This window comes from Streptomyces sp. NPDC046203 (assembly GCF_040646255.1).
Lineage (GTDB): Bacteria > Actinomycetota > Actinomycetes > Streptomycetales > Streptomycetaceae > Streptomyces.
Window position 1 is genome coordinate 1 of record NZ_JBEYZX010000027.1, and the last position, 25,860, is coordinate 25,860.

Sequence of the window (25,860 nt, forward strand, 5' to 3'; positions counted from 1 at the left end):
TCCTCGTACTGGGCGTACTTGGATGACTCCGACAACGCAGCGAGCGGGCGTGCCAGGCGTCGCGGGCCAGGAGGGACTTTCGAAACACGCCCTAGAGGCCGGTCGCCCGCCTCACCCCGTCTGGTTGGTGCGGGGTGAGGCGGGCGCCGGTCGGTCTCCGGGGGAGTGGGGAGGCCGAGGCCCCGCGCGAGCGGGGATGGCCCCGACCAGTGGATGGGCCACCATGGGTTCAGCGAGTGCACCCCGCCCGAGCGGGGACTTCCCTCATCCCTTCCGGCGCAGCACCCGCAGCGAGTCCGTCACCGAGATCTCCTCGAAGTCCCCGGACTCCAGGGCCCGGAGGTAGATCCGGAATGGCGCCTGGCCGCCGTCCGCCGGGTCCGGGAAGACGTCGTGGATGACGAGCAGACCGCCGGGAGCGACCTTGGGGGCCCAGCCCTCGTAGTCGTTGGTGGCGTGCTCGTCGGTGTGGCCGCCGTCGATGAAGACGAAGCCGAGCGGGCCCGCCCACACGGCCGCGACCTGCGGCGAACGGCCCACGAGGGCGACGACGTGGTCCTCCAGGCCGGCCTTGCGCAGGGTGCGCCGGAAGGTCGGGAGGGTGTCCATGAGGCCGACCTCGGGGTCGACGACGGTCGGGTCGTGGTACTCCCAGCCCGGCTGCTGCTCCTCGCTGCCCCGGTGGTGGTCGACGGTCAGCGCGACCGTGCCCGCCGCCCGCGCCACGTCCGCGAGCAGGATCGTCGACCGCCCGCAGTAGGTGCCGACCTCAAGGAGGGGCAGCCCGAGCCGCGCCGCCTCGGCTGCCGCCGCGTACAGGGCGAGCCCTTCCTTGACCGGCATGAAGCCCTTCGCGGCCTCGAAGGCGGCGAGGATCTCGGGGGTGGGCTCGGCGGCGGGCATGGGCGGGTCCTCCTACTGGCGAGTACGCGGTACGAGCGCCCATCGTGCCTTACGCGCCGCACCCGAACCACATCCCCTCCTCCCCCTCCCTCCTCCCCCTCCCTCCTTCCCCTGCCTTCTCACCCACGGTGAACCCCATCCGGCAGCTTGTGCCGTTATCCACTGGAAAGGGTTCTGCTGTGTGATTCACGCCATCGGAGCGGAATACCGCCACTACGCTCGGCGACGAACCAGAAGTAACGCTTGCAAGCGTGAGCTTGGGGGTGCCTCGGCATGGCCAACATCCGTAGCCTCGATCCCAGTGCGTCGCCGCTGGACTACTACGGTTTCGAACTGCGGCGCCTGCGGGAGGAGGCAAAGCTCAGCCAACAGCAGTTGGGGGACATCCTCTTCTGCACGGCTTCTCTCATCGGCCAGATCGAGACGGCGAAGAAGGTGCCCACCCGCCGCTTCTCGGAACAGCTCGACGCCGCGCTGATGACGGGTGGCCAGTTCACCCGCCTCATCGGCCTGGTCCTGCGCAGCCAGCTCCCGAACTGGTTCCAGCCCTACGCGGACATGGAAGCGCGGGCGATGTACATCCAGTCGTTCCAGACCACGTTGATCGACGGGCTGCTCCAGACTCCGGAGTACGCACGGGAGATCCTCAGCGCCCGCCATGAGGGCGATGACCTGGACACCAAGGTCGCGGCCCGGCTGGAACGGCAGCGGATCCTGGAGCGCGACACCCCGCCGGTGCTCTGGGTGGTCATGAGCGAGGCCGTGCTCTGCCAGGAGGTCGGCGGGCGCGAGGTGATGCGGGGCCAACTCGCCCGTCTGCTGGAGATGCAGAGACGGGAGTGGGTGAAGATCCAGATCCTTCCGTTCTCGGCGGGGGCCCACACGGGCATGCTGGGCGCCTTCAACATCCTGCGCTTCGAGGACGACCCCGACGTGGTCTACACGGAGGACTTCATGCAGGGGCGCATGACCGCCGATCCGGCGGCCGTCCGGGAGGGTCTGATCCGTTACGACCATCTCCAGGCCGCCGCCCTCTCCGTGGAGAGTTCAGCCGCACTGATCGCCCGGGTGATGGAGGAGCGCTATGGCGGCCGAACCGCACCTCGCGGGAGCGAATCGGCGTGAGTCCTCGCACCGCGTCGTGTGCGTGCCGCCCGGAGGGACCGCCTGGCGCACGTCGTCGCACAGCGGTGACACGGGTGGCCAGTGCGTCGAAGTCGCCTTTCGCGCGGGGGAGATCGCCGTCCGGGACTCGAAGGATCTGTCGGGTCCGGTCGTTCGTGTCTCTCCGGATGCGTTCGTGACCTTCGTGACCTTCGTGACGGCGGTCGCCGAGGGCGCCGTCGGCTGAATCCTTCCTGCTGGCCCCGGGGCCCACGCCGGCCGGGTGCCCGCGCGTGACCCCGCCCCTGCCCCTCTGCTGAGATCTCTGCGATGTCCCGTTGTCCGGATCGCTTACTCCGCACCACATCTGACCTTCCATCAGATTGGAACGTGTTCTAATCTGCGGGCCATGGGCATCGCCATCACGCAGGAACAGCGGGAGCTCGCCCGATCCGTCCGCGGCTGGCTCGCCCGCGCCGTCCCCCGCGAAGAAGTCCGCAGGCACCTTGACGATTTCGCCCTCGCCGTCGGCCGCCCCGCCCACTGGGACGGCGCCGTCGCGCAGGGGTTGCTCGGCATCCACCTGCCCGAGGAGCATGGGGGAGGGGGCGGCGGCGACCTGGTCGATCTCGCCGTCGTCCTGGAGGAGACCGGGCGGGCGCTGCTGCCCGGGCCCTACACCGGGACCGTGCTCGCCGCCGAGCTGCTGCACCGGGCCGGGCGCGGCGAGGAGGTGGCCGCGCTCGCGGCCGGGGAGCGGATCGGGGCCGTCGCCTTCGGCCCCGGCAGCCTGGTCGCCGCACCCTCCCGCACCGCCGACGGTCCGCTCCTCGACGGTCTGGTTCTCGATGGCCTGGCCCTCGATGGCCTGGTCCTCGACGGTGTCGCCCCGCCCGTGCTCGGCGCGGCCCACGCCGATCTGCTGATCCTCGCGGCCCGCACACCGCGCGGCGGAACGGTCTGGCTCGCGGTGGACGCCGACACGCTCGCCGTACGGCCACACGACAGCGCCGACCCGGTCCGGCCGACCGGTGAAGTCGTCGCCGACGGGGTGTTCGTGTCGAACGAGCGGGTGCTCGAAGCCGTCGACACCGCACTCGTACGCGACCTCGCCGCCGTCCTCCTCGCGGCCGAAGCGTGCGGGGTGGCCGCCCGCGCCCTCGAAACAGCCGCTGAACACGCCCGCACACGCGTGCAGTTCGGGCGACCCATCGGGCAGTTCCAGGGGATCAAGCACTTATGCGCCGACATGCTCGTCCGGCTCGAACAGGCCCGCGCGCTGGTGTGGGACGCGGCCCGGGCCGCCCGGGGTGAGGGGGCCGACGTCCGCGCGTACACCGCCGCGCTCGCCGCCGGGGCCGCGCTGGACACCGCGTACGGCTGCGCCAAGGACTGCATCCAGGTACTCGGCGGCATCGGCTTCACCTGGGAACACGACGCCCACCTCGTCCTGCGGCGCGCCCTGGTCGCCCGCCAGCTCCTCGGCCCGGGCGACGCCCACCGCCTCGCCGCCGTACGCCACGCCGTGACCAAGGGAACGCGACGCGACATGCGTATCGAACTCCCGCCAGAGGGTGAGGAGTTCAGGAAGCAGGCCAGGGCGGCACTCTCCGTCGCCGTCGGATCGGATCCGCGCGAGGCGCGTCGGCTGCTGGCCGGGACCGGGTACGCCGCGCCGCATCTTCCCCCGCCGTACGGGCTCGGCGCCGGGCCGGTACGGCAGCTCGCCGTACAACGGGAGATGGCGGAACTCGGCGTCACCCTCAGCCCGTTGTCCATCGCGACCTGGGTGGTGCCCTCGCTCCTCGCCTACGGCACGCCCGCCCAGCGGGAACAGCACCTCGGGCCCACCCTGCGCGGCGAACGGCAGTGGTGCCAGCTCTTCTCCGAACCCGAGGCCGGCTCCGACCTGGCTTCCCTCCGCACCCGCGCCGAACAGACCGAGGACGGATCCTGGCGGATCACCGGACAGAAGGTGTGGACGAGCAGCGCCCGCGAAGCCGACTTCGGCATCCTCCTCGCCCGGACCGACCCCGAGGCGCCCAAACACCGGGGGCTCGGCTACTTCCTCGTCGACATGCGCCGCACCCCCGGCATCACCATCCGCCCGCTGACCGAGATCACCGGGGACGCGCTGTTCAACGAGGTGTGGTTCGACGGCGCCGTCCTGCCCGCCGACGCCGTCGTCGGCGGGGCGACCGACGGCTGGCGGGTCGCCCTCCACACCCTCGGTGACGAACGCGTCCACATGGCCGACCAGGCCACCTTCGACCTGGGCCTCGAAGCGCTGCTCGCCGCCGCCGGAGGCGCCGACGACGCGGTACGGGCCCGGATCGGCGCCCTCGTCGCCGAGGCGCACGCCCTCGCCTGCATCGGGCTGCGGACCACCCTGAGCCAGGTCTCCGGCCTGGAGCCCGGGCCGGGCGCGAGCGTCCGCAAGCTCGTCCAGACCGGGCACCAGCAGAAGGTAGCCGAACTCGTCCTCGAACTCCTCGGTCCCGAGGGTGCGTTGACGGAAGGGCCCGGGAAGCGGGCGGTGCACCAACTGCTGATGTCGCGCTGCCTGACGATCGCGGGCGGTACGACCCAGGTGCAGCTCAACGTCATCGCCGAGCGACTGCTCGGCCTGCCCAGGGACTGACACCGGGCACCCCGCCCCCGCCGGCCACCGCGATTCGGGGCCCGGATCCGAGAAGCGCGACCGCGACCGAGCCGAGAGGAAACGCCGTGAAGACGTACATCGTGGGTGTCGGCATGACGAAGTTCGAGAAGCCGGAGACCCGGGACTGGAGCTACGGGGACATGGCGAAGGAGGCCGGCGCCGCCGCGCTGGCCGACGCGGGCATCCCGTACGAGCGGGTCCAGCAGGTCGCGGCCGGCTACTGCTTCCAGCCCTCCGCAGCCGGGCAGCGCGCCGTCTACGGGCTCGGGCTCACCGGCGTTCCCGTCTACAACGTCAACAACAACTGCGCGACCGGCTCGACGGCACTGATGATGGCCCGGCAGTTCGTGGCGGGCGGAGCGGCCGACTGCGTCCTGGCGCTCGGCTTCGAGAAGATGAGCCGGGGCGCGCTGGGCGGCGGGAGCGCGGGCGGCGCGGACCTCAAGTCCTCGCCCGTGGCCCGGCATTACGGTGTCATGGCCGCCCGCCACGGCTTCGCGGCGACCCCGCCCACCGCCCAGATCTTCGGCAACGCGGCCCGTGAGCACATGGAGCGGTACGGCACGACCGAGGCCCAACTCGCCGCCGTAGCCGTCAAGAACCACCGTCACTCCGCCCGCAACCCCCGCGCCCAGTTCCGGGACGTGTACACGGTCGAGGAGATCATGGCCGCCAAGACCGTCCACGCCCCTCTCACCCGTCTCCAGTGCTCCCCGACCTCCGACGGTGCCGCCGCCGCGCTCGTCGTCTCCGAACGCTTCGTGGACGCCCATGGGTTGGGCGAACGGTCGGTGGAGATCGCCGCCCAGGCGATGACCACCGACACGGAGGAGACGTTCGCCTCGGGCTCCTGCATCGACGTCGTCGGCCGGCCCATGTCGCGCGAGGCGGCCCTCCAGGTGTACGAGACGTCCGGGCTCGGCATCGAGGACGTCGACGTCGTCGAACTCCACGACTGCTTCTCCATCAACGAGCTTCTGACATACGAGGCGTTGGGCATGTGCGAGGACGGCGCCTCCGGCAAGCTCGTGGAGTCGGGCGCGACGACGTACGGCGGCCGCTGGGTCGTGAACCCGTCGGGCGGACTCATCTCCAAGGGCCACCCTCTGGGTGCCACCGGTCTCGCGCAGGCGGCCGAACTGGTCTGGCAGCTCCGGGGCGAGGGGGGCGAACGCCAGGTCGCCGGGGCGTCGGTGGGCCTCGCGCACAACATCGGCCTCGGCGGTGCCGCCGTGGTGACCCTGCTCCGGCGGTAGGGGCTGTCCGGGGGCCACCCTCACCTGGCCCGGATAAGCGATGTACGGGGTTGTATACGGATGCGACCATGACGGTCATGCCGCATTCGCCGCGAACAGGCTCCGACACCGGCCCCGAGTCCCCCACCGGCCCCGACTCCGCAGCCTCCGCCCCCCTATCCGCCCTGCCCGCGCCCCTCAGCCTCTGGCTGGTGGTCCTCGTCTCCAGCGCGGGCCAGTTCCTCGTCGTGCTCGACGTGTCCGTGGTGAACGTGGCGCTCCCGTCGATGCGGGAGACGCTGGGACTGTCCGCGACCGGACTGCAGTGGGTCGTGAACGTGTACTCGATCGCGTTCGCCGGCTTCATGCTGCTCGGCGGGCGCGCGGCCGACCTCTTCGGCCGTAAACGCATGTTCCTGGTCGGGCTCGCGCTCTTCACCGTCGCCTCGCTGGCGGGTGGACTCGCCCAGGAGGGCGGCCAGTTGCTCGCCGCGCGCGCCGTACAGGGCCTCGGGGCGGCCGTCCTGTCCCCGGCCTCGCTCACCCTCGTCACCGGCGCCGTCCCGGCCGGCCCCGCCCGTACCCGCGCCGTCGGCACCTGGACGGCGGTCGGCGCGGCCGGCGGCGCCGCGGGCGGCTTCGTGGGCGGCGTCCTGGTGGACCTGCTGTCCTGGCGCTGGGTGCTCCTCATCAACGTGCCCGTCGGCGTCCTCGTCCTTGCCGGCGCGCTGCGCTGGCTCACCGAGGGCCGGACCGCCGCCGGCCGCCGCCGGCTCGACCTGCCGGGCGCGGTGCTCGTCACGGCGGGCCTCGCGACTCTCGCGTACGGCATCGTCCAGACCGAGGAGTCCGGCTGGACCGCCCCCGCGACCCTGGGCCCGCTCGCCGCCGGACTGCTGCTGCTCGCGGCCTTCGTCGCCGTCGAGGCGCGCACGGCCGAGCCGCTGATGCCGCTGCGGATCTTCCGTACCCGCGTGGTGTCGGCCGCCAACACCGCGATCCTGATGTGCGGCCTGTCCTCCTTCAGTACCTGGTTCTTCATGACGCTCTACGCCCAGAACGTCCTCGGCTACCCGCCGCTGATCGCCGGACTCGCCTTCGTCCCCAGCTCCGTCAGCATCATCGCCGGCTCCAAACTGGCCCCGCGCCTGCTGCCCCGCCTCGGCGCCCGCAAGGTCGCCGCGCTCGGCGTGCTGATCGCCACGGTCGGCTACGGCTGGCAGTCGACGATGACGGCCGGCGGCACGTACGTCACGGCGATCCTGCTGCCCGGCATCCTCATGATGTTCGGCATGGGCCTCGCTACGACCCCTCTCGTCGTCCTCGCCACCGGCAACGTCCCGGCGGCCGACGCCGGCCTCGCCTCCGGCCTCATGAACACCTCCCGCACCATGGGCGGCGCCCTCGGCCTCGCGGCCCTCTCCACGGTCGCCGCCTCGGTCACCCAGGGCTCCACCACCCCCGAGGCCCTCACCGCCGGCTACGCCACCGCCTTCCGCGTGGCGGTGGGCGTCCTGCTGGCGACGGCCGTGGTGATGGCGATCTGGCTGCCCAAGTCGGACCACAAGGCGTGAGCGGGCAGGCGGCGTTGTGGAGAGCGATGACCGGAACGAGGAGGCGGGGGAGATGACCTTCTCCGTGTCGTTCGATCCGACCGGTTCGTCAGGAGCTGTCGCTCCTGCCGCAGCGAGCCTGGAGTCGGGTGACGACTACGAGACCCTTGTCATGGAGGCGTGCGGCGCCCTCTCCGACGCCGGCGGCAGCACATTTCACATGGGCGGCTTCGGGAACGGTGAGTGGCCGCTCGATGTCGCGTATGACCTGTCCGTCTTCATGGAGCAGCTTCCGACGCTTCTGGCAGGTATGCGCAACGGCCGCGAAGTGGAGGTGGACCTCTACTCGCAGGGCATCGAGAGGACCTTGACCTTCCGGCCCAGCGGAGATCGCGTAGTGATCCACTGTGCATCGCGAACCAGCTGGGTTCCCGACCCCGAGCGCGAGAGCATCGCGCGAAGTGAGCTGGTCGCGATGCTCTCGAAACTGGCCATGGACTTCGCCCGGGGGTTGAAGGCGATCGACTCCGAACTGTCGGAGGTCGCACCATTCGAACGTTGGCTGGAGGGTGAGGCGTAGCCTCACGGTCCCATCCCGCGACCTCCCCGGACGGCGGCGGCGCGGAGCTCAGAGCCAGCCCTGGCGGCGGGCCGCCCGGACCGCCTCCATGCGGTTGCGGGTGCCCGTCTTGCCGATGGCCGACGAGAGGTAGTTGCGGACCGTGGACTCCGAGAGGTGGAGCTTCGCCGCGATGTCCGCGATCGTCGCGCCGTCGACGGAGGCGCCGAGGGCGTCGCGTTCGCGGGCCGTCAGGGGGTTGGGGCCCGCGCTGAGGGCTGCGGCGGCCAGGGCCGGGTCGATGACCGTCTCGCCGCGCAGGGCCTTGCGGATCGCCTCGGCCAGCTCCTCCACCGGCCCGTCCTTCACCAGGAAGCCGACCGCCCCCGCCTCCATCGCCCGGCGCAGATAGCCCGGCCGGCCGAAGGTGGTGAGGATGAGGACCCGGCAGTCGGGCACCTCGTCCCGCAGGTCCGCCGCCGCGTCCAGGCCCGAACGGCCCGGCAGCTCGATGTCGAGCAGGGCGATGTCCGGCCGGGCGGTCAGTGCCGCCTCCACGATCTGGTCGCCCCGCCCCACCTGGGCGACCACCTCGATGTCCGGCTCCATCCCGAGCAGCAGCGCGAGCGCGCCGCGCATCATGCCCTGGTCCTCGGCGAGGAGGACCCTCGTGCAGCGCGCCGGGCGCTGGTCCTGCGGCATCTCGTTCACGGACACCAGGGTAGGACGAAGGCGCGGCGGCGCCCCGCTCTCACTCCCGTCCCGCGTCCCAGCCGAGCTGCCGTTTCCGGCAACCTCCCCGCCCGCAGGCTGCCGGTCGGTCGTTCCCTACGGGCAGTCGTCCGGCCCGGACCGGGAGCAGGGGGCGGACACGGGGGCGGATCGAGAGCCGGTGCCGGGCCCTTCGTCCTCGGCGGATTCCACGGCCTCCACCGGAAGTTCGGCCGTCACCCGGAACCCCCGCTGCGGAAGCGGACCCGAAGTGAAGGTGCCACCGGCCGCGACGAGGCGTTCGCGCAGGCCCTTCAGGCCGCTGCCGGGGGTGTCCGTGCCCGCCGACCGGCCCGTGCCGTTGTCGGTGACGGTCAGCCGGACGCGTTCCGGGCCGCCGCCGATCTCTATCGCGCAGCGGGTCGCGCCACTGTGCCGTACGGCGTTCGTGGACGACTCGCGGACCACCCACCCCAGCAGCGCCTCGGTCTGCGGCTCCAGCGGCGGGCCCGATTGACGGACCACCGGCTCGATTCCGGCCGACGACAACAGGTCCCGGGCGCGGTCCAGTTCGGTGGTCAGGCTGCCCTCGCGATAGCCGGTGACGGCCTCGCGGATCTCGGTCAGCGCCTGCCGGCCGACCGACTCGATGTCCGTGATCTGCGCCAGCGCCGCGTCCAGGTCGCGCGGGGCGAGCCGCCGGGCCGCCTCCGACTTCACGACGATCACGGACAGGGTGTGGCCCAGCAGGTCGTGCAAGTCGCGGGAGAAGCGCAGCCGTTCCTTCTCGACCGCCGAACGGGCCAGTTCCTCACGGGTCTTGCGCAGTTGGTCGACCGTCTCGTCCAGGGTGAGGATGGCCGACGTCACCAGGATCGAGATGAAGGTGCCGTACACGACCCCGATCGAGCCCCAGTCGGCCTTCGCGAACGTCGCCCCCGCCACCGCCGCGAGCAGCGGGATGACGATCAGCCGGAGCTTCCGGCCGCGCCGTACGACCGCCCCGACCGCGAGGCCGAGCAGCGGGAAGAGCAGCAGCCAGGACTCGCCGTACCCGAGGACGAGCCCGAAGGTGAGGGCGCCGAGCGCGGTGAGCAGCCACCAGGTGAGCGGCTTCTCGCGGGTGCGCGCGTCGAAGGCGCGGATGACGACCGCGATGTAGAGGGAGTTGAAGGCCAGCAGCCCGAGGCCGCCGATCCAGGGGTTCGGCGCCTCGCCCGAGACCAGGTGGGACAGTGCGCCCAGACCCAGCAACAGCCAGGGGATCAGACTGAGTCCGGTCGGACGGCCGCCGCGCCTGCTCTCGGCGCGGCGCCGCCGGAATTCTCCTCGTGCCATCGGTGTCCCCGTCCCTCGCCCCTCGTTCCCCGACCGCCGGTCAGACGGTCCGTGCCGAACGACGGTACGAGACGGCCGCGTACAGGCCGAACAGCGCGGCCCACGCCACCAGGATCGCGAGGGTCGCGAGGCCGGGCGCCGAGCCCTCGGTGATCGCGCGGCCCAGTTCGGAGAAGCGGTAGGTGGGGGTGTACGCGGAGAGGGAGCGCAGCCAGCCGGGGAACAGGTCGACCGGGAACCACAGACCGCCGACGACCGCGAGCCCCAGGTTGCAGGCCACGTTGACGGCTCCGGCCGACTGGCTGGTGAGCCGGTAGCCGTTGCCGAGTCCGAGGAGGGTGAAGGGCAGCGAGCCCGCCCACAGGGTGAGGGCGACGACGGCCCACTGCCAGGCGTCCAGACGTACGCCGTTGACGGTGGCGCCCGCGAGCAGGACGGCGACGATGGCCGGCAGGACGATGACACCGCCGGTCAGGGTCCGGCCGACGACGACCTGGCGCGGTGTCATCGGGGTGACCCGCAACTGGCGCAGCCAGCCGGTGGACTTGTCCTCGGCGACGCCGGTGCCGAGCGACAGGGCGGCGCCGAGCGCGCCGTACGCCGCCATGCCGATCATCGCGGCGGTCTTGAACGCGGAGTCGTTCTGCCCGCCGAGGTTGGTGAAGAGGAGATACATCATGACCGGCACGCCGATGGACGAGATGACGAAACCGACATCGCGCAGGGTGCGGCGGACTTCGAGGCGGATGTACGCGGTGATCATCGGTTCGTCTCCAGGGGTACGGCGTCCTGGGCGGTGCTCTGGGCGGTGCCCTGGGCGGACGCGCGGGTGAGGGCGAGGAAGGCGTCGTTGAGGGAGACCGGGGCGACCTGGAGGCCGCGCACGGCGCCTTGCGCCGCGAGCGCGAGGACGGTCGCGTCGGAGTCGGCGCTGCGCAGATGGGCGCGGTCGCCGCGGATCTCGACGGAGGTGACGCCGGGGAGCGTGGCCAGGCCCTCGGAGGGGCCGCCGGCCAGGTCGAAGGAGACCGTGGTGCCGCCGGCGGCCCGCTTCAGCTCCTCGGCGGTGCCGTCGGCCACGATCCGGCCGGAGTCGACCACGACGATGCGGTCGGCGTGCTCGTCGGCCTCCTCCAGGTAGTGGGTGGAGAACAGGACCGTGTTGCCGCGCCGGGCGTAGCCGCGCATCGAGTCCCAGAAGGCCTCGCGGGCCTCGACGTCGAGGGCGGCGGTCGGCTCGTCGAGGATGATCAGCTCGGGGTTGCCGGCCAGCGCGACGGCGAAGCGGACGCGCTGGGCCTGGCCGCCGGAGAGCCGGTCGGCACGGCGGTGGGCCAGGTCGGTGAGACCGGCCAGCTCCAGGGCCTCGTCGACGGGCAGCGGCTTCGGATACGTACGGGTGACGAAGTCGACCAGCTCGCGGATGGTGACCCGGGGCACGGGACGGCCGTCCTGGAGCATGGCGCCCACCCGGCCCGCGCCGACCGCGCGCTCGGGAACGTCCTCGAAGAGGCGCACCCGGCCGCTGTCGGGGGTGTCGAGGCCGAGGAGCAGATTGATGGTGGTGGACTTCCCGGCGCCGTTGCGGCCGAGGAGGGCGACGGTCTCGCCTCGGTCGATGCGCAGATCGATGCCGTCCACGGCGCGGACCTCGCCGAAGGACTTGGTGACGGTGGTGAAAGCGACCGCGGTGCCGGCGCGGCCGGCCCGGTCGGCGGCGGGGATGCTGGACGCTTGCTCGTTCGTCATGACAAGGACGCTACGGAGCGGCGGAGGACACCGGCAGGCGCCGGTGTACGGACCTGGCCGTGACAAATGTCCTGGGTGAGGGGCGGTCCGGCGGAGCACGCGGGTCCGGTACGGGGCCGCGTCCGCGCCCGTGGGCCCGTACGGTACGGCTCCCCGCCCGCCCGCGGAGGCGCCCGACCCGGATCCGGCATGGATCTGACGTAGCGTCAGGAGGGTTCCCCTCGTCAACTCCCTCCGCTATACATGGGATCGCCGCCCTAGAACGCGTTCTAGAACGGGAACGCGGTCCGGACCGGCTCCCGCACGGCCTCGGCGCGGTCGACGGTGCGGACGACCGCGCCGAGGTCCCCATCGCCACAAGGAGTAGCGACCCGATGCCCATTGACGCCGCCAAGGCCGTCGCCGCCGAGCCCGGACGCTCGGAAATCGCCTGGGATCACAAGGATGTTCAGCTCTACCACCTCGGCCTCGGCGCGGGCGTCCCCGCGAACGACCCCGACGAGCTGCGCTACACCCTGGAATCCCGGCTCCACGTCCTGCCGAGCTTCGCCACCGTCGCGGGCGCCGGCATGGGCGTCGTCGGCGGACTGGGCGCCCCGGGCATCGACATCGACCTGGCCGCCGTACTGCACGGCGGTCAGTCGATCACCCTGCACCGCCCGCTGCCCGTCGCCGGCCGGGCCGCCACCACCTCCCGGGTCGCCGCCGTCTACGACAAGGGCAAGGCCGCCGTCCTCGTGCTGCGCTCCGAGGCCGCCGACGAGGACGGGCCGCTGTGGACCAGCGACGCCCGGATCTTCGTCCGCGGCGAGGGCGGCTGGGGCGGTGACCGAGGCCCCTCCGAACGCCTTGACGTCCCGGACCGCGCGCCGGACGCCACCGTGGAGCGGCCCATCCGCGAGGAGCAGGCCCTGCTCTACCGGCTGTCCGGCGACTGGAACCCGCTGCACGCCGACCCCGAGTTCGCCAAGCTCGCGGGCTTCGACCGGCCGATCCTGCATGGGCTCTGCTCGTACGGCATGACCCTCAAGGCCGTCGTCGACACCCTCCTCGACGGCGATGTCACCCGCGTCCGCGGCTACCGCACCCGCTTCGCCGGCGTCGTCTTCCCCGGCGAGACCCTCCGTATCCGGATGTGGCGCCTGGCGGGTACGGGCACGGGCACGGAATCGGGTACGGGTGCGGAATCGGGTACGGAGGCGGGCGTCGATCGGGTGCAGGTGACCGTCACCGCCGTGGAACGCGACGACGCCCCCGTACTCGCCGACACCGTCGTGACCATCGCCGACCCCTCCTGACCCCGGCGGCCGGACCGCCCCTCCGCCCCGCACCGTCCGCGATCCTTCGTTCGCCATCCTTCGTTCGCCGTTCGCCGTTCGCCGTTCGCCGTTCGCAGTGTCTCGGGCCCGCCACGGGCCGATGGGAGCCGCACCATGCGCGCAGCCGTACTGCACGAGATAGGACAGGACAAACTCGAAGTCCTCGACGGCATCGAGGCGGTGGGGTTCGGCCCCTGGAAGGTGCGGATCCGGATCCGGGCCACCGGGCTGTGCCACTCCGACGTCTCCGCCATGAGCGGCGTCCTGCCGCAGCCCGCGCCCTTCGTCCCCGGACACGAGGGCGCGGGCGAGATCCTGGAGGTCGGCGACGGGGTCGCCGGACTCGCCGCCGGACAGCGGGTGGTGCTGTGCTGGCTGCCCGCGTGCGGGAACTGCCCCGCGTGCAAGCGCGGGCAGACCCAGCTCTGCCTCGCCGGATTCATGAACGCCGGAACCCCCAACTTCCGCCGTTCGGACGGTGGTTCGTCCGCCGGGGTGGGTGACGTCTTCGGCTTCGCCGGTACCGGCACGTTCGCCGAGGAGGTCGTCGTCGACGCGCGCTGCGCCGTGCCGATCCCCGACGACGTGCCCTTCGACATCGCCGCGCTCATCGGCTGCGGGGTCACCACGGGTCTCGGCGCCGCGATCAACACCGCGAAGGTGGAAGCCGGTTCGTCGGTCGCGGTCATCGGCTGCGGCGGCGTCGGCATCTCCGCCATCCAGGGGGCCCGGCTCCAGGGCGCGGCGCGGATCGTCGCCGTCGACCCGGTCGCGTCGCGCCGCGAGGCCGCCCTCGGCTTCGGCGCCACCGAGGCTGTCGCCCCCGACGGCCTGGCCGACGCCCGGCAGCGCCTCACCGGCGGCGAGGGCTTCGACTACGTCTTCGAGGTCGTCGGCAAGTCCGCGACCGCGCGCACCGCGTACGAGACCACCCGGCGCGGCGGCACCCTCTGTGTCGTCGGCGCGGGCGCCCTCGACGACTTCCTCCAGCTCAACATGTTCGAGCTGTTCTTCGACGAGAAGCGGATCCTGCCGTCGATGTACGGCGGCGGCGACGTGATCCGCTCGTACGAACGAACCATCGCGCTCTGGCGGGCCGGCCGGATCGACCTGGCCTCGATGATCACCCACCGGGTACCGCTCAGCGGGATCAACGACGCGCTGGAGCAGATGCGGACGGGCGCCGCGCTGCGCACCTGCGTCGAGATCTGACCAGGCGGCGCGGCGGCGCGGAGGCGATCCGGTGCGGCCCGGGGTCCGCCCGGTGCGGCCCGGTACAGCCGTACCGGCACCCGGGCGGTCCGCGCAGTGTCCGAAGCGCGAGCGCACGCGTTGATATCCGCGGGATCGATCGCGGCCCCGCACGCACCTGTCCGCAATACGTGCAATGCCTGCAATGCGCGAGACACCGGCAACACCCGCAGCGGCCCGCAGCCGGTTCCCGAGTGGTTCCGCAGCGGATCCGAAGTGGTTCCGAGGCTTCACCGGAGAGGACGCGAACCATGTCACTGCCCCCTGTGCCCCCGCCCCCGCCCCCGGCGTCCCGGCCGCTGGCGGGGCTGAGCGCGATCGTCACCGGCGCCGGCCGGGGCCTCGGCCGGGCCGAGGCGCTCGAACTGGCCCGGCTCGGCGCGGCCGTCGTCGTCAACGACTACGGTCAGCCCGGCCGCGACGGCTCGGGCGAGGCGTCCGCCGCGCCCGCCGAGGAGGTCGCCGCCGAGATCCGCGCGGCGGGCGGCCGGGCCGTCGCCCACCTCGGCGACGTCGCCGACTTCGAGACCGCGCGTGCCCTGGTCGGCCTGGCCGTGCGCGAGTTCGGCAAGCTGGACGTCCTGGTCAACAACGCGGGCATCCTGCGCGACCGGATGGTCTTCTCGATGAGCGAGGACGAGTGGGACTCGGTCGTACGGGTCCACCTCAAGGGCCACTTCAACACCACGCGCTTCGCCGCCGCGCACTGGCGCGAGCGCGCCAAGGCGGGCGAGGACGGTGTCTTCGGGCGGATCGTCAACACCTCCTCCGAGGCGTACCTCGCCGGTTCGGCCGGACAGCCCAACTACGCCGCCGCCAAGGGCGGCATCGTCGGTCTGACCACCTCCAGCGCCCTCGCCCTCGCCCGGTACGGCGTCACGGTCAACGCCATCTGCCCGCGGGCCCGCACCCGGATGACCGAGGACGTCTTCGCCGGGTTCGCCGAACCGGCGTCCGAGGAAGAACTGGACCCGCTGGCCCCGGAGCACGTGGCGCCGCTCGTCGGCTATCTCGCCGCACCGGCCGCCGCCGGGGTCAACGGTCAGCTGTTCGTCGTCCACGGCGGGATGGTCGCGATCGTCGACCGGCCCCGGGTGGCGGCCAAGTTCGACACGGCCAAGGACGTGTTCACGTACGAGGAGCTGGACGCTCTGCTCACCCCGCACTACGCGGGCCGGCCGGCGGGGGAGACCTTCGGGGCGGCGGAGGTCCTGAGCCTGAAGAGAGGCTGATCGGGGCGGAGGAGGACCCGGCCGGGCCCGGACAAGGAACAGGCCGGGGCGGTGGCTGGAAACAACCCTGGTCCCCTGGCCTTGGAGGGCCCTTGGACCTCTGGACTTCCGGGTCCGCCCGCCTCACGGCCGACCGCGATCGAAGGCACGAGAGAGGCCCGGGAGAGGCACGGGAGAGGTACGAGAGAGGCCCTGGGGCCGGTCGTCCGACCGGCCCCAGGGCCCCTTTTCCCGTTGGTCGCGAGGACCGTCGGCAGTGCCTCTACTGCGTTTCGGGTTCGCGCCGGTGGCGGCCGCTCCCGGAGGACGAGGAGTCCTCCGTCGGTGCGGCCGGGCCGCGGTGCTTGCCCGAGCCGTTCGGCTCCTGCGCGTCCGTGTTGCTCATGGTGGAACTCACCCCGTATGCGTCGCTCTTGCTGGTGCGGCCCGTGAGTCTAGCCAGCGGGTTCGCGGTCCGTCAGCGGCGCATCGCGGAGTGGAACCGGACGGCACACCTTCGCTTCGCCCGCCCCGGGCCCCACTCCCGTTTCCGGCCCGGGCCCCCGCCACGGACCGGACCCGGGACCCGCTCCGGGAGCCGCTCCCGGGCCCGCCGGAGCCCCCGGCTCCCCGCCCGCGCGACGCTCCGGAACCGTTTCTCCGTCCGGCCCGGCACCCGGCTGCCCGCCCGCCCCGGCCCCGGGTCCCGACGGGGGCGCGGGAGGAGCGGCCGGCTCCGCCAGGGAGGCGAGGCCGCAGGGCGTGTCGTCCGTCACGTACGGCAGGCGCAGTACTCCTTCGGCCGTCCACAGGCCCGATCCGGCCAGCCAGCCGCGAGGGGCGGCCGCGTGCCGCAACCGCCGCTCGTTCGGCCGCCACAGACCGACCCAGCTGCCCGCCGCCGCGTCGATCCGCAGCGCGACCCCGCACTCCTCCGGGAGCAGCGCCTGCCCCGGCCGCAGCGCGAACGGCGTCACGGCCGCGTCGTCGAGCCGCAGGCACTCCGGGAACCGCGCCGGCAGCGCGCTGCCGAGCACGCCCCAGGCCAGCCGGTCGTGCCCTGGTGACGGCGCGTCGGAACGCAGGACGAGCAGTCCGCTGTCGGCGTCCGCGAGCAGCAGCCGGTCGTTGCTCTCCGGGGTGATCTCCAGGAGCCGGGTGACCTCGCCGCCGCGCTCCAGATCGACCGTGACCGTCTTCACCGGCCCGTCGCCCAGGCGCCGGTCGAGCGCCAGCATCCGGCCCGTACGGTCCAGCCACACCCCGCCCGTACAGCGGCCCCTGAGCTCGGCGACCCGCTCGGGCCCGAACGTTCCGCCCGCCACCAGCCACAGCGTCGTCGTGTCCGGGCCGGTGTGCATCGCGTACGCGCGGACGCCGTCCGGCGACGGCGGCAGCAGGGTCAGGGCGCCCGGCGCGGGCACCTCGACCGCGCCGAGCGGCAGCTCGCCGGTCCCCGGCCCGGTCGGGTACAGCAGCGAGAACGTGTGCCGCGTCCCGTCCACCCGGCGCTGCACGAGCACCCGGCCGTCCGCGAGCGGCTGCAGGGGCGTGCCCGGCGCCTCGGGCCGGGCGAGCGGCAGCGGGACCGCGTACGGCTCGGGCCCGTCCAGCGTCCACCGCTCCGCGTACGGGGAGTCCTCCGCGCCGCCGAGCCGTGCCGCGTAGGCGCCGTTCGCGGTGATCGCGAACCCTCGCGCGGGCGGCCCGGCGGTGCGGGCCGCCATCGGGTCCGCCGCCGTCCGCGCCGCCGTCCGTGCCGCCGCCTGCGGCACCGTCACCCCGGCCCGCACCGGCATCGCTGCCGTCGCTGTCGCTGCCGCCGCCGTTGTCGCTGTCGTCGCCGTCGGTGTGGTCATCGAGTCGTCACCTCCGGCCCACGAAGCTAGTTTTCGCACTTCCAGCCGAACAACACGCGGCGGGCCACTTCACCTCAAAGGATGACCGTGGGCGGATTCGGCTGAGGGATGCGGGTGGGTTGTGCTGACGCGAGGAGACGTGGGTAAGGTAAGGCGAACCTAAGTTGAGTCGACGGGCTCGGCGAGGGGCGTCGAGTGGTACCGGTCAAGCCGATTCGGTCATTTCAGCCGTTTCGGCCCCTCGGGCCCGTCCCGTTCCCTCCGCCCTCCCGGCCCTCCGTCTTTCCGCCCGCACGTGACAGGAGACCCGTCATGTCCCTCCGCCGTCGCGGCACCGCTGCCGCCGCCCTCGCTCTCGCCGCCGCGCTCACCCTCACGGCCTGTGGCGGAGGCGGTGACGGCGCGCAGGGCGCCGGTGCGGACAAGAGCGGCGAGAGCGACAAGAAGAAGGACGTCGCCGTCGGCGGCAAGGACTTCGGCGACGCCGCCGCCAAGACGGCCGCCATGGGGACGGACGCCAAGGCCGGTCAGTTCCCGCGGACCGTCACCCACGCCCTCGGCAGCACCGAGATCCCGGCCGCGCCCCAGCGAGTCGTCGTCCTCGACGTCGGCGAACTTGACAACGTCGTCTCCCTCGGCATCAAGCCCGTCGGCTACGCCCCCTCCGAAGGCGACGACGGCATCCCCGGCTACCTGAAGAAGGACGCCGGCACCCCGAAGTCCGTCGGCACCATCAACAACCTCAACCTGGAGGCCATCGCCAACCTCCAGCCCGACCTCATCCTCGGCAGCCAGCTGCGCGCCGCCGACAAGTACGACGCGCTGTCGAAGATCGCGCCGACCGTGTTCTCCATCCGTCCGGGCTTCACCTGGAAGGAGAACTACCTGCTCAACGCCGCCGCCCTCGACAAGACCGCCCAGGCGAAGTCCCTGCTCTCCTCGTACGAGACCAAGGCGCGCGCACTCGGCGAGGACATCGGCCCGAACAAGCCGACCATCTCGATGGTCCGCTACCTCCCGGGCAAGATCCGCCTCTACGCGAAGGCATCCTTCATCGGCACCATCCTCCAGGACGCCGGCCTGCCCCGGCCGGCCAACCAGCAGGTGGACGATCTGGCGGTCGAGGTCAGCCCGGAGAAGATCGACGAGGCCGACGGCGACTGGATCTTCACCGGCGTGTACGGCGACGCCAAGGCGACCAAGCGCGACACCGCCCAGGCCAACCCGCTCTGGAAGAACCTCAAGGCGGTCAAGGCCGGCCAGGCCAAGGACGTCCCGGACGAGACCTGGTACCTGGGCCTCGGCGTCACGGCGGCGTTCTCCGTCCTCGACGACCTCCGGGCGGACCTGGTCGAGAAGTAGGGGGCGGGGGGTACGGCCCCGGGCGCCGCCGTACGGCGTAGGGGGCACGCCCTACGGCGTACGGGACGCGGCGGTACGGGGCCGGGGGCGCGCCCTACGGCGTACGGGTTGCGCCCTACGCCGTACAGCGCGAGACGTACGGTGTACGGGCGCCGCGCGCGGCCCCCGGCGGGCGTGTCGTCCACAGGGCGGAGCGCGGCGCCCCGCCCACTTGTCCACAGGCCAGGACGGCGGAGCGCGGCGGGCAGGTAGCCTTTCCTCCGTGCCCCGTCTGTCTGAAGTCATCGCCGCGCTCGACGCCCTCTGGCCGCCCGAGCGGGCCGAGCAGTGGGATGCCGTCGGCACCGTCTGCGGCGACCCCGACGCCGAGGTCCGCCGTGTCCTGTTCGCCGTCGACCCCGTCCAGGAGGTCGCCGACGAGGCGATCCGGCTCGGCGCCGACCTCCTCGTCACCCACCACCCGCTCTATCTGCGGGGGACGACGACCGTCGCCGCCTCCCACTTCAAGGGCCGCGTCGTGCACACGCTGATCAAGCACGACATCGCCCTGCACGTGGCGCACACCAACGCCGACACCGCCGACCCCGGCGTCTCCGACGCCCTGGCCGGCGCGCTCGACCTGCGCGTCACCGGTCCGCTCGTCCCCGAGAACAACCTCGGCCGGATCTGCGAACTGGACCATCCCGAGACGCTCGCCGAGTTCGCCGCCCGCGCCGCCAAGCGGCTGCCCGCCACCGCGCAGGGCATCCGGGTGGCCGGCGACCCCGGCATGACCCTGCGCCGGGTCGCCGTCAGCGGCGGCTCCGGCGACAGCCTCTTCGACGCCGTGCGGGCCGCCGGTGTGGACGCGTTCCTCACCGCCGACCTGCGCCACCACCCCGTCTCCGAGGCCACCCAGCACTCCCCCCTCGGGCTCGTCGACGCCGCCCACTGGGCCACCGAATGGCCCTGGTGCGAGCAGGCCGCCGCCCAGCTCGACACGATCTCCGACCGTCACGGCTGGGACCTGCGCGTCCACGTCTCGAAGACGGTCACCGACCCCTGGTCCTCCCACCACACTTCTTCTGGAGCCCCCAACTGAACGCCGCGCCCGCCGACCAGATCCGACTTCTCGACGTCCAGGCCCTGGACGTGCGCCTCCAGCAGCTCGCGCACAAGCGCAAGTCGCTGCCCGAGCACGCCGAGATCGAGTCGCTGACCAAGGACCTCACCCAGCTGCGCGACCTGCTCGTCGCCGCGCAGACCGAGGACAGCGACTGCGCCCGCGAGCAGACCAAGGCCGAGCAGGACGTCGACCAGGTGCGCCAGCGCGCCGCCCGCGACCAGCAGCGCCTCGACTCCGGCGCCGTCTCCTCCCCGAAGGACCTGGAGAGCCTCCAGCGCGAGATCGCCTCTCTCGCCCGCCGCCAGGGCGACCTGGAGGAGATCGTCCTGGAGGTCATGGAGCGCCGCGAGTCCGCCCAGGAGCGGGTCGCCGAGCTGACCGGCCGGGTCTCCGCCGTCCAGGCCAAGGCCGACGACGCCACCGCGCGCCGCGACACCGCCCAGGGCGCGCTCGACGCCGACGCCGCCACGGTCACCAAGGAGCGCGAGCTCGTCGCCGGCTCCGTCCCGGCCGACCTGATGAAGCTCTACGAGCGGCTGCGCGCCCAGCAGGGCGGCGTCGGCGCGGCCCGGCTCTACCAGCGCCGCTGCGAGGGCTGCCACATCGAGTTCAACATCGCCGAGCTCAACGAGGTCCGGTCCGCCGCGACCAACGAGGTCGTCCGCTGCGAGAACTGCGGCCGGATCCTCGTCCGCACCTCCGAGTCCGGCCTGTAGTCCGGCCCGCCCGGCTCGGAGAAAACGGGGACTGCCTGCGATGACCACGCCACGCGAGCTGATCGTGGAGGCCGACGGCGGCTCCCGGGGCAACCCGGGACCCGCCGGATACGGCGCCGTCGTCCTCGATCCGGTGACGGGTGAGACGCTCGCGGAGCGCGCCGAGTTCATCGGCGTGGCGACCAACAACGTGGCCGAGTACAAGGGCCTCGTCGCCGGGCTGCGGGCCGCGATCGACCTGTTCCCCGACGCCGACGTCCATGTCCGCATGGACTCCAAACTGGTCGTCGAGCAGATGTCGGGGCGCTGGAAGATCAAGCACCCCGACATGAAGCCGCTCGCCGCCGAGGCCGCGCGGATCTATCCGCCCGGCCGGGTCCGCTACGAGTGGATCCCGCGCGAGCGCAACAAGCACGCCGACCGGCTCGCCAACGAGGCGATGGACGCGGGACGGCGCGGCGAGCAGTGGAGCCCCGCCGGGTCGACCGCCGCGATCGACCACACCGCCGACCTGGCCGCGGCCCGCAAGGCCGCGGGCGACGCGACCGCCGGCGCGGCGAAGGCGCGCGCGGCGCTGGCGGGTGCGGGGTCGCTGGGCGCCGGCTTGTCGGGTGCGGGCTCGTCGCGTGCGGGCGCGGGGTCGTCCACCGCCGGCTCCACCGGCCCTGCCGGCCTTGCCGACGACGGGCTGTTCCCGCCCGACGAAGCCCTCGCCGCGCAGGCCCGCGCCTCCCTCGCCACCGCGGCCACCAGGGACCGCGAGACGGCCACGGGCGACTTCGAGGCCGAGGCCGCCCACCCCGAGAGCGCCCCCGTCACCTCCGAGTCCGCTCCCGCGGCCGGGGCCTCCGGCGCCCGGGGCTGGGCCGGTCCCGACATGGGCGCGCCCGCCACCTTCGTCCTGCTGCGGCACGGCGAAACCGCGCTCACCCCCGAGAAGCGGTTCTCCGGCAGCGGCGGCGCCGACCCCGAACTCTCGCCCGCCGGACTGCGCCAAGCGGAAGCCGTGGCCAGCGCACTCGCCGCACGCGGCACCATCCAGGCCGTCGTCAGCTCCCCGCTGACCCGCTGCCTCCAGACCGCCCAGGCCGTCGCCACCCGCCTCGGCCTCGACGTCCACGTCGACCACGGACTCCGCGAAACCGACTTCGGCGTCTGGGAAGGCCTCACCTTCGCCGAGGTCCGCGAACGCCACCCCGACGACCTCGACGCCTGGCTCGCCTCCCCGAAGGCCGCGCCCACCGGCGGCGGCGAAAGCTTCGCCACCGTCGCCCGCCGCGTCGCCACCACCCGCGACCGGCTCACCGCCGCGTACGCGGGCCGCACGGTCCTGCTCGTCACCCATGTGACCCCCATCAAGACCCTGGTCCGACTCGCCCTCGGAGCGCCGCCCGAGTCGCTGTTCCGGATGGAACTCTCCGCGGCGTCGATCTCGGCCGTGGCGTATTACGCGGACGGCAACGCGTCGGTGCGGCTGCTGAACGACACGTCGCACTTGCGCTGACGCTGCGCTGCGTTGTGCGGGTGGGCGTGGCGTGGTGGTGGCGTGGCGTGGGGGCGCGTTCGGGGTGCTGGGGCGGTGCGCTGGGGGTTCGTGGTGGGTGCGCGGGGGCCGGTCCGGGGGCTCGTGTTCTGCACTGCATGATTTACGGCGCGGAGCCCTTTGTAGCGCGTGAGGCGTCTCTTTTTCCGCGCCACAAATCACGCTTTACGTTTCGAACACGGCCCCCTTCCCGGCCCCCGCTCCCGTCGTCGTCTCGCGCGCACCGCCCCGCACCCCGTCCGCTTGAGTGGGGTGGGGGGTGGGTGCCGCGCGTGAGTGGGTGAGGGTGGGGGGGGCTTTGTGGTGGGGGATTTCTCTTTGTGGAAAACGGCTGGCACTCCGGGAGTGGTCCGGCTCAGCATCAGCGGATGAGCTGGCACTTCACCGACGATCACGCCGCCTTCCGGCATACCGTCCACCCCCACCTCTCCTCCGATCCCGTACGGAACACGGCGCTCCTCACCCTCCTCGACGCGCCCGGGCGGATCACCGGCCCGCGCGGCTGGTGGCGCGATCCCGTCGACGGGCGCGTGGCCGGAGTCGTGGTGGTCCTGCCGGGGCGGGCGGTGCAGCTCGGGATGGCGGGGGACGAGGCGGCGCGGGCGCTGGCCGGGGTGTTGCCCGGGGTGGGCGAGGTGGCGGCGGTACGGGGTGAGGCCGGCGCCGTCGAGGTGTTCGCCGAGGCCACCGGGCGGGCGTGGGCGGCGGAGCGGGGGGTGCGGCTGTTTCGGCTCGGGGAGCTCGTACCACCGGAGCCCGCCCCGGCGGGGGCCGTACGGCTCGCGGAGCCCGCCGATGTGCCGCTGGCCGTCGGGTGGACGCGGGAGTTCGCGCGGGTCGTCGGGGAGGACCCGGACGCCGACTACACGGCCGCCGTCGAGACCCGGGTCGCGGACGGGCGGCTGTGGCTGTGGGAGGTGGCCGGTGAGCCCGTCGCGATGGCGAGCGTGTCCCCGGTGGTGGCCGGTCAGGCGCGGGTCTCGCTCGTCTACACGCCGCCCGGCCACCGGGGCCGGGGGTACGCGGGCGGGGTGACCGGCGCGGCGAGCCGGGCCGCGCTCGACGCGGGCGCCGCGCATGTGGTGCTCTTCACCGACCGCGCGAACCCGACGAGCAACGCGCTCTACCAGCGGCTCGGCTTCCGGCCGGTCGTCGACCACACCGCCGTCGCGTTCATCTGACGGCGGCGGCGCCTAGGACCGCCGCCTCACGGGCCAGGGACTCGACCCGCGCCCAGTCGCGGGCGGCGAGCGCGTCGGGCGGCAGCATCCACGTACCGCCGACGCAGGCGACGTTCGGCAGGGCCGGATACGCGGGGGCCGAGGCGAGCGAGATGCCGCCGGTCGGGCAGGACCGGGCCTGGGGGAGCGGGCCCGCGAGGGACTTCGGATACGGGGCGCCGCCCGGCACAGTGCGACGCCCGGCGGCTCGGGGTCAGTGGATCTCGTCCACCAGGACGTCCAGGGCCCCGGCCTTGCCGGTCTCCTCCACGACGTATCCCAGGTCCCGCAGCGCCTCGGTCAGCTCCGCGGGTCCGGCCGGCTCAACGCCCGACTCCAGGAGCGCCCGGACGATACGGCCCTTCGTCGCCTTGTTGAAGTGGCTGACGACCTTCCGCGTCGGCGCGTGCAGCACCCGTACGGTCGCCGTCCGTGCCGCGACCTCGCCCTTCGGCTTCCACGCCGTCGCGTACGCCGACGAGCGCAGGTCCAGGACCAGGCCGTCGCCCGCCGCCTCCGGCAGGACGGAGGTCATCGCGCCGCGCCAGTGCGTGCCCAGCGCGCCGAGCCCCGGCAGCTTCACGCCCATCGAGCAGCGGTACGAGGGGATGGGGTCGGTCACCCGCACCGCGCCCCACAGCCCGGAGAACACGAGCAGCGAACGGCCCGCCCGCTCCCGGGCCGCCGCGTCGAGCGTCGCCAGGCCGAGCGCGTCGTACAGCACCCCGGTGTAGATCTCCCCGGCGGGCCGCGCCCCGGCCGTGCGCAGCCCGGTGTTCTTCGCCACCTCGCCGCGCAGCCCCTCGCTCAGACCCAGCACCACGCGCGCCTTCTCCTCGTCGGCGACGCACAGCTCCACCAGCTCGTCCAGGACCGCCGATCGCGCCTCCGTGAGACCGGGCAGCGCCAGCGACTCCAGTTTGAGCGGCGCCCCGTCCCCCGAGGCGGCCTTTCCTTCGGAGGGCGGCAACAGGACGAGCACGGTGGTTCTCCTTCACGTATACGGAGGTTCAAGCCTAGGGGGTGCCGCGCCGTCGGCCATTCGAAAGATTTCGGCGACTTGGTCGAGTGGAGGCGGATATTCGACGGCTCACTGTGAGGCGGGGAAATACGGGTGGCGCAAGTGAGCTGGGGTATTGGTGCCGAGGAATCAATTTGGAGCATTCGAAAGTTTCGGGACGGTTGCCGAAAGTATTGACATCGGGTGAGCGGGGTCGCATATTCCTGGCTGGCGGATCCCGCCACAGCATCCGGATGACCTTCACCCCGTGTACGAGGAGGAAGCACCGCCATGCAACGAACCGGAACCGACGGATTCGGCTCGCTCGTCCGAGCCGCCTGCACCGCCGTCCTCGCGCTCCTGACAGCGCTCCTGGTGCCCGCGACCGCCCTTGCGGGCACCGTCGTCAACAGCAACCAGACCGGCACCAACAACGGCTACTACTACTCGTTCTGGACCGACACCCAGGGCTCCGTGTCCATGGACATGGGCAGCGGCGGTCAGTACAGCACCCAGTGGAGCAACACCAACAACTTCGTGTCCGGCAAGGGCTGGTCCACCGGCGGCCGCAAGGCGGTGACCTACTCGGGCAGCTTCAACACCTCCGGCAACGCCTATCTGGCGCTCTACGGCTGGTCCACCAACCCGCTCGTCGAGTACTACATCGTCGACAACTGGGGCTCCTACCGGCCCACCGGCACGTTCAAGGGCACGGTCACCTCGGACGGCGGGACGTACGACATCTACAAGACGACCCGCTACAACGCCCCCTCGATCGAGGGCAACAAGACCTTCGACCAGTACTGGAGCGTGCGCCAGTCGAAGCGGACCGGCGGCACCATCACCACCGGCAACCACTTCGACGCCTGGGCCAACGCCGGGATGAAGCTCGGCACCATGAACTACATGATCATGGCGACCGAGGGCTACCAGAGCAGCGGCAGCTCCAACATCACCGTGGGCGGCACCGACAGCGGCGGTGGCAACGGCGGCGGTGGCGGCGGCGGTACGAGCTGTTCGGCGACCCTGTCGGCCGGGGACTCGTGGAGCGACCGCTACAACCTGAACGTCGCGGTGAGCGGTTCCAGCACCTGGACCGTCACGGTCAACGTGCCGTCCCCGGCGAAGGTCCTGTCCACCTGGAACATCACCGCCTCGTACCCGACCAGCCAGACCCTGGTGGCCAAACCCAACGGCAGCGGCAACAACTGGGGCATGACCATCCAGCACAACGGCAACCAGACCTGGCCCACCGTCTCGTGCGCCGCCTCCTGACCGGCTGACCGACTGACCGGCTGATCAGCCGGCCGGTCGGCCACCTCGGGGCCTGTCCGGCTCAGACCCGCCGGACAACCCCCGAGCCCGTACGAAAAACGGCTCCGCCGCCCGTACCCACCTGGGTACGGGCGGCGGAGCCGGCCGGTGTCCTCGGGCGGACGGCCCAATGGGCGGGCAGCGGA

23 protein-coding genes and 1 pseudogene are annotated in these 25,860 nt (G+C 72.7%); 15 read left to right on the forward strand and 9 right to left on the reverse strand.

What is annotated here, in order from left to right; all coding sequences use genetic code 11:
- Positions 1-264: 264 nt before the first annotated feature.
- Complete coding sequence (locus tag ABZ990_RS19755; RefSeq protein WP_361232803.1) at positions 265-903, reverse strand: class I SAM-dependent methyltransferase; 639 nt, start codon at positions 901-903, stop codon at positions 265-267.
- 273 nt (positions 904-1,176) lie between these two features.
- Here ABZ990_RS19755 and ABZ990_RS19760 point away from each other — a divergent pair, with 273 nt between their 5' ends.
- The 6 genes from ABZ990_RS19760 to ABZ990_RS19785 all read left to right on the forward strand — a co-directional run bounded on the left by ABZ990_RS19760 (position 1,177) and on the right by ABZ990_RS19785 (position 8,037).
- The gene (locus tag ABZ990_RS19760) at positions 1,177-2,028 is read left to right on the forward strand and encodes a helix-turn-helix transcriptional regulator (protein ID WP_361232805.1); all 852 of its coding nucleotides are present in this window, start codon (positions 1,177-1,179) and stop codon (positions 2,026-2,028) included.
- Positions 1,988-2,254, forward strand: coding sequence for a DUF397 domain-containing protein (locus tag ABZ990_RS19765; protein ID WP_361232808.1), 267 nt, complete (start codon positions 1,988-1,990; stop codon positions 2,252-2,254). Before ABZ990_RS19760 ends, ABZ990_RS19765 begins: the two co-directional genes overlap by 41 nt.
- 162 nt (positions 2,255-2,416) lie before the next feature.
- Positions 2,417-4,648 (forward strand): acyl-CoA dehydrogenase, encoded by a 2,232-nt coding sequence (locus ABZ990_RS19770; protein ID WP_361232811.1) that lies wholly within the window; start codon positions 2,417-2,419, stop codon positions 4,646-4,648.
- An 86-nt stretch (positions 4,649-4,734) separates the two neighbouring features.
- The gene (locus tag ABZ990_RS19775; protein WP_361232814.1) at positions 4,735-5,925 is read left to right on the forward strand and encodes a Nonspecific lipid-transfer protein; all 1,191 of its coding nucleotides are present in this window, start codon (positions 4,735-4,737) and stop codon (positions 5,923-5,925) included.
- Between the two features lie 77 nt (positions 5,926-6,002).
- Positions 6,003-7,478 carry an MFS transporter gene (locus ABZ990_RS19780; RefSeq protein ID WP_361232817.1) on the forward strand — a complete coding sequence of 492 codons (1,476 nt, stop codon included), beginning with the start codon at positions 6,003-6,005 and terminating at the stop codon, positions 7,476-7,478.
- Between the two features lie 52 nt (positions 7,479-7,530).
- On the forward strand, positions 7,531-8,037 hold the full coding sequence (locus ABZ990_RS19785; RefSeq protein WP_361232820.1) for a hypothetical protein: 507 nt from the start codon (positions 7,531-7,533) through the stop codon (positions 8,035-8,037).
- Positions 8,038-8,085: 48 nt separating this feature from the next.
- Here the strand turns inward: ABZ990_RS19785 and ABZ990_RS19790 are convergent, their stop codons facing one another.
- From ABZ990_RS19790 to ABZ990_RS19805, 4 genes are all read right to left on the reverse strand, one after another.
- Positions 8,086-8,718: a response regulator transcription factor gene (locus ABZ990_RS19790; protein WP_361233017.1), complete on the reverse strand. Its 633-nt coding sequence runs from the start codon at positions 8,716-8,718 to the stop codon at positions 8,086-8,088.
- A gap of 126 nt (positions 8,719-8,844) precedes the next feature.
- Positions 8,845-10,065 carry a sensor histidine kinase gene (locus tag ABZ990_RS19795; RefSeq protein ID WP_361232823.1) on the reverse strand — a complete coding sequence of 407 codons (1,221 nt, stop codon included), beginning with the start codon at positions 10,063-10,065 and terminating at the stop codon, positions 8,845-8,847.
- A gap of 40 nt (positions 10,066-10,105) precedes the next feature.
- Positions 10,106-10,825, reverse strand: a complete 720-nt coding sequence (locus tag ABZ990_RS19800; protein WP_361233020.1) for an ABC transporter permease — start codon at positions 10,823-10,825, stop codon at positions 10,106-10,108.
- Positions 10,825-11,814 (reverse strand): ABC transporter ATP-binding protein, encoded by a 990-nt coding sequence (locus ABZ990_RS19805; RefSeq protein ID WP_361232826.1) that lies wholly within the window; start codon positions 11,812-11,814, stop codon positions 10,825-10,827. Before ABZ990_RS19805 ends, ABZ990_RS19800 begins: the two co-directional genes overlap by 1 nt.
- 374 nt (positions 11,815-12,188) lie before the next feature.
- Here ABZ990_RS19805 and ABZ990_RS19810 point away from each other — a divergent pair, with 374 nt between their 5' ends.
- From ABZ990_RS19810 to ABZ990_RS19820, 3 genes are all read left to right on the forward strand, one after another.
- Positions 12,189-13,112, forward strand: a complete 924-nt coding sequence (locus ABZ990_RS19810) for a MaoC/PaaZ C-terminal domain-containing protein (protein WP_361232829.1) — start codon at positions 12,189-12,191, stop codon at positions 13,110-13,112.
- Between the two features lie 135 nt (positions 13,113-13,247).
- A complete protein-coding gene (locus ABZ990_RS19815) occupies positions 13,248-14,345 on the forward strand; it encodes a Zn-dependent alcohol dehydrogenase (RefSeq protein ID WP_361232832.1) in 1,098 nt (365 codons plus the stop codon).
- Between the two features lie 290 nt (positions 14,346-14,635).
- The gene (locus ABZ990_RS19820; RefSeq protein WP_361232834.1) at positions 14,636-15,616 is read left to right on the forward strand and encodes a 3-oxoacyl-ACP reductase; all 981 of its coding nucleotides are present in this window, start codon (positions 14,636-14,638) and stop codon (positions 15,614-15,616) included.
- A gap of 262 nt (positions 15,617-15,878) precedes the next feature.
- Here ABZ990_RS19820 and ABZ990_RS19825 read toward each other — a convergent pair whose 3' ends face one another.
- Entirely contained in the window at positions 15,879-16,001 is a 123-nt protein-coding gene (locus ABZ990_RS19825) for a hypothetical protein (protein WP_361232837.1), read from the reverse strand.
- Between the two features lie 49 nt (positions 16,002-16,050).
- Positions 16,051-17,322, reverse strand: a complete 1,272-nt coding sequence (locus ABZ990_RS19830; RefSeq protein WP_361233023.1) for a hypothetical protein — start codon at positions 17,320-17,322, stop codon at positions 16,051-16,053.
- Positions 17,323-17,766: 444 nt separating this feature from the next.
- Here ABZ990_RS19830 and ABZ990_RS19835 point away from each other — a divergent pair, with 444 nt between their 5' ends.
- The 5 genes from ABZ990_RS19835 to ABZ990_RS19855 all read left to right on the forward strand — a co-directional run bounded on the left by ABZ990_RS19835 (position 17,767) and on the right by ABZ990_RS19855 (position 23,361).
- Entirely contained in the window at positions 17,767-18,816 is a 1,050-nt protein-coding gene (locus tag ABZ990_RS19835; RefSeq protein WP_361232840.1) for an iron-siderophore ABC transporter substrate-binding protein, read from the forward strand.
- A 262-nt stretch (positions 18,817-19,078) separates the two neighbouring features.
- On the forward strand, positions 19,079-19,897 hold the full coding sequence (locus tag ABZ990_RS19840; protein ID WP_361232843.1) for a Nif3-like dinuclear metal center hexameric protein: 819 nt from the start codon (positions 19,079-19,081) through the stop codon (positions 19,895-19,897).
- A complete protein-coding gene (locus ABZ990_RS19845) occupies positions 19,894-20,637 on the forward strand; it encodes a C4-type zinc ribbon domain-containing protein (RefSeq protein ID WP_361233026.1) in 744 nt (247 codons plus the stop codon). The genes ABZ990_RS19840 and ABZ990_RS19845 overlap by 4 nt, the downstream gene beginning before the upstream one ends.
- Positions 20,638-20,677: 40 nt before the next feature.
- Complete coding sequence (locus tag ABZ990_RS19850) at positions 20,678-22,141, forward strand: bifunctional RNase H/acid phosphatase (protein WP_361232846.1); 1,464 nt, start codon at positions 20,678-20,680, stop codon at positions 22,139-22,141.
- A gap of 407 nt (positions 22,142-22,548) precedes the next feature.
- A complete protein-coding gene (locus tag ABZ990_RS19855) occupies positions 22,549-23,361 on the forward strand; it encodes a GNAT family N-acetyltransferase (protein WP_361232849.1) in 813 nt (270 codons plus the stop codon).
- On the opposite strand, the pseudogene ABZ990_RS19860 reads toward ABZ990_RS19855, so the two are convergent.
- A pseudogene (locus ABZ990_RS19860) lies at positions 23,354-23,584 on the reverse strand (keto-deoxy-phosphogluconate aldolase); the annotation flags it as partial. The gene ABZ990_RS19855 and the pseudogene ABZ990_RS19860 sit on opposite strands and share 8 nt — an antisense overlap.
- A 30-nt stretch (positions 23,585-23,614) precedes the next feature.
- Positions 23,615-24,382, reverse strand: a complete 768-nt coding sequence (gene yaaA / locus ABZ990_RS19865) for a peroxide stress protein YaaA (protein WP_361232852.1) — start codon at positions 24,380-24,382, stop codon at positions 23,615-23,617.
- A gap of 309 nt (positions 24,383-24,691) precedes the next feature.
- Here yaaA and ABZ990_RS19870 point away from each other — a divergent pair, with 309 nt between their 5' ends.
- Entirely contained in the window at positions 24,692-25,675 is a 984-nt protein-coding gene (locus ABZ990_RS19870; RefSeq protein WP_361232855.1) for a glycoside hydrolase family 11 protein, read from the forward strand.
- Positions 25,676-25,860 lie beyond the last annotated feature (185 nt).

Excerpts from the sequence above, each read along its gene's own strand:
- ABZ990_RS19790 (WP_361233017.1), bottom strand. The coding sequence starts at position 8,718 with ATGCCGCAGGACCAGCGCCCGGCGCGCTGCACGAGGGTCCTCCTCGCC.
- ABZ990_RS19850 (WP_361232846.1), top strand. The coding sequence starts at position 20,678 with ATGACCACGCCACGCGAGCTGATCGTGGAGGCCGACGGCGGCTCCCGG.
- ABZ990_RS19805 (WP_361232826.1), bottom strand. The coding sequence starts at position 11,814 with ATGACGAACGAGCAAGCGTCCAGCATCCCCGCCGCCGACCGGGCCGGC.
- ABZ990_RS19810 (WP_361232829.1), top strand. The coding sequence starts at position 12,189 with ATGCCCATTGACGCCGCCAAGGCCGTCGCCGCCGAGCCCGGACGCTCG.
- ABZ990_RS19835 (WP_361232840.1), top strand. The coding sequence starts at position 17,767 with ATGTCCCTCCGCCGTCGCGGCACCGCTGCCGCCGCCCTCGCTCTCGCC.
- ABZ990_RS19825 (WP_361232837.1), bottom strand. The coding sequence starts at position 16,001 with ATGAGCAACACGGACGCGCAGGAGCCGAACGGCTCGGGCAAGCACCGC.
- ABZ990_RS19815 (WP_361232832.1), top strand. The coding sequence starts at position 13,248 with ATGCGCGCAGCCGTACTGCACGAGATAGGACAGGACAAACTCGAAGTC.
- ABZ990_RS19785 (WP_361232820.1), top strand. The coding sequence starts at position 7,531 with ATGACCTTCTCCGTGTCGTTCGATCCGACCGGTTCGTCAGGAGCTGTC.
- ABZ990_RS19760 (WP_361232805.1), top strand. The coding sequence starts at position 1,177 with ATGGCCAACATCCGTAGCCTCGATCCCAGTGCGTCGCCGCTGGACTAC.
- ABZ990_RS19795 (WP_361232823.1), bottom strand. The coding sequence starts at position 10,065 with ATGGCACGAGGAGAATTCCGGCGGCGCCGCGCCGAGAGCAGGCGCGGC.
- ABZ990_RS19770 (WP_361232811.1), top strand. The coding sequence starts at position 2,417 with ATGGGCATCGCCATCACGCAGGAACAGCGGGAGCTCGCCCGATCCGTC.
- ABZ990_RS19820 (WP_361232834.1), top strand. The coding sequence starts at position 14,636 with ATGTCACTGCCCCCTGTGCCCCCGCCCCCGCCCCCGGCGTCCCGGCCG.
- ABZ990_RS19755 (WP_361232803.1), bottom strand. The coding sequence starts at position 903 with ATGCCCGCCGCCGAGCCCACCCCCGAGATCCTCGCCGCCTTCGAGGCC.
- ABZ990_RS19830 (WP_361233023.1), bottom strand. The coding sequence starts at position 17,322 with ATGGCGGCCCGCACCGCCGGGCCGCCCGCGCGAGGGTTCGCGATCACC.
- ABZ990_RS19855 (WP_361232849.1), top strand. The coding sequence starts at position 22,549 with ATGAGCTGGCACTTCACCGACGATCACGCCGCCTTCCGGCATACCGTC.
- ABZ990_RS19780 (WP_361232817.1), top strand. The coding sequence starts at position 6,003 with ATGCCGCATTCGCCGCGAACAGGCTCCGACACCGGCCCCGAGTCCCCC.
- ABZ990_RS19870 (WP_361232855.1), top strand. The coding sequence starts at position 24,692 with ATGCAACGAACCGGAACCGACGGATTCGGCTCGCTCGTCCGAGCCGCC.
- ABZ990_RS19765 (WP_361232808.1), top strand. The coding sequence starts at position 1,988 with ATGGCGGCCGAACCGCACCTCGCGGGAGCGAATCGGCGTGAGTCCTCG.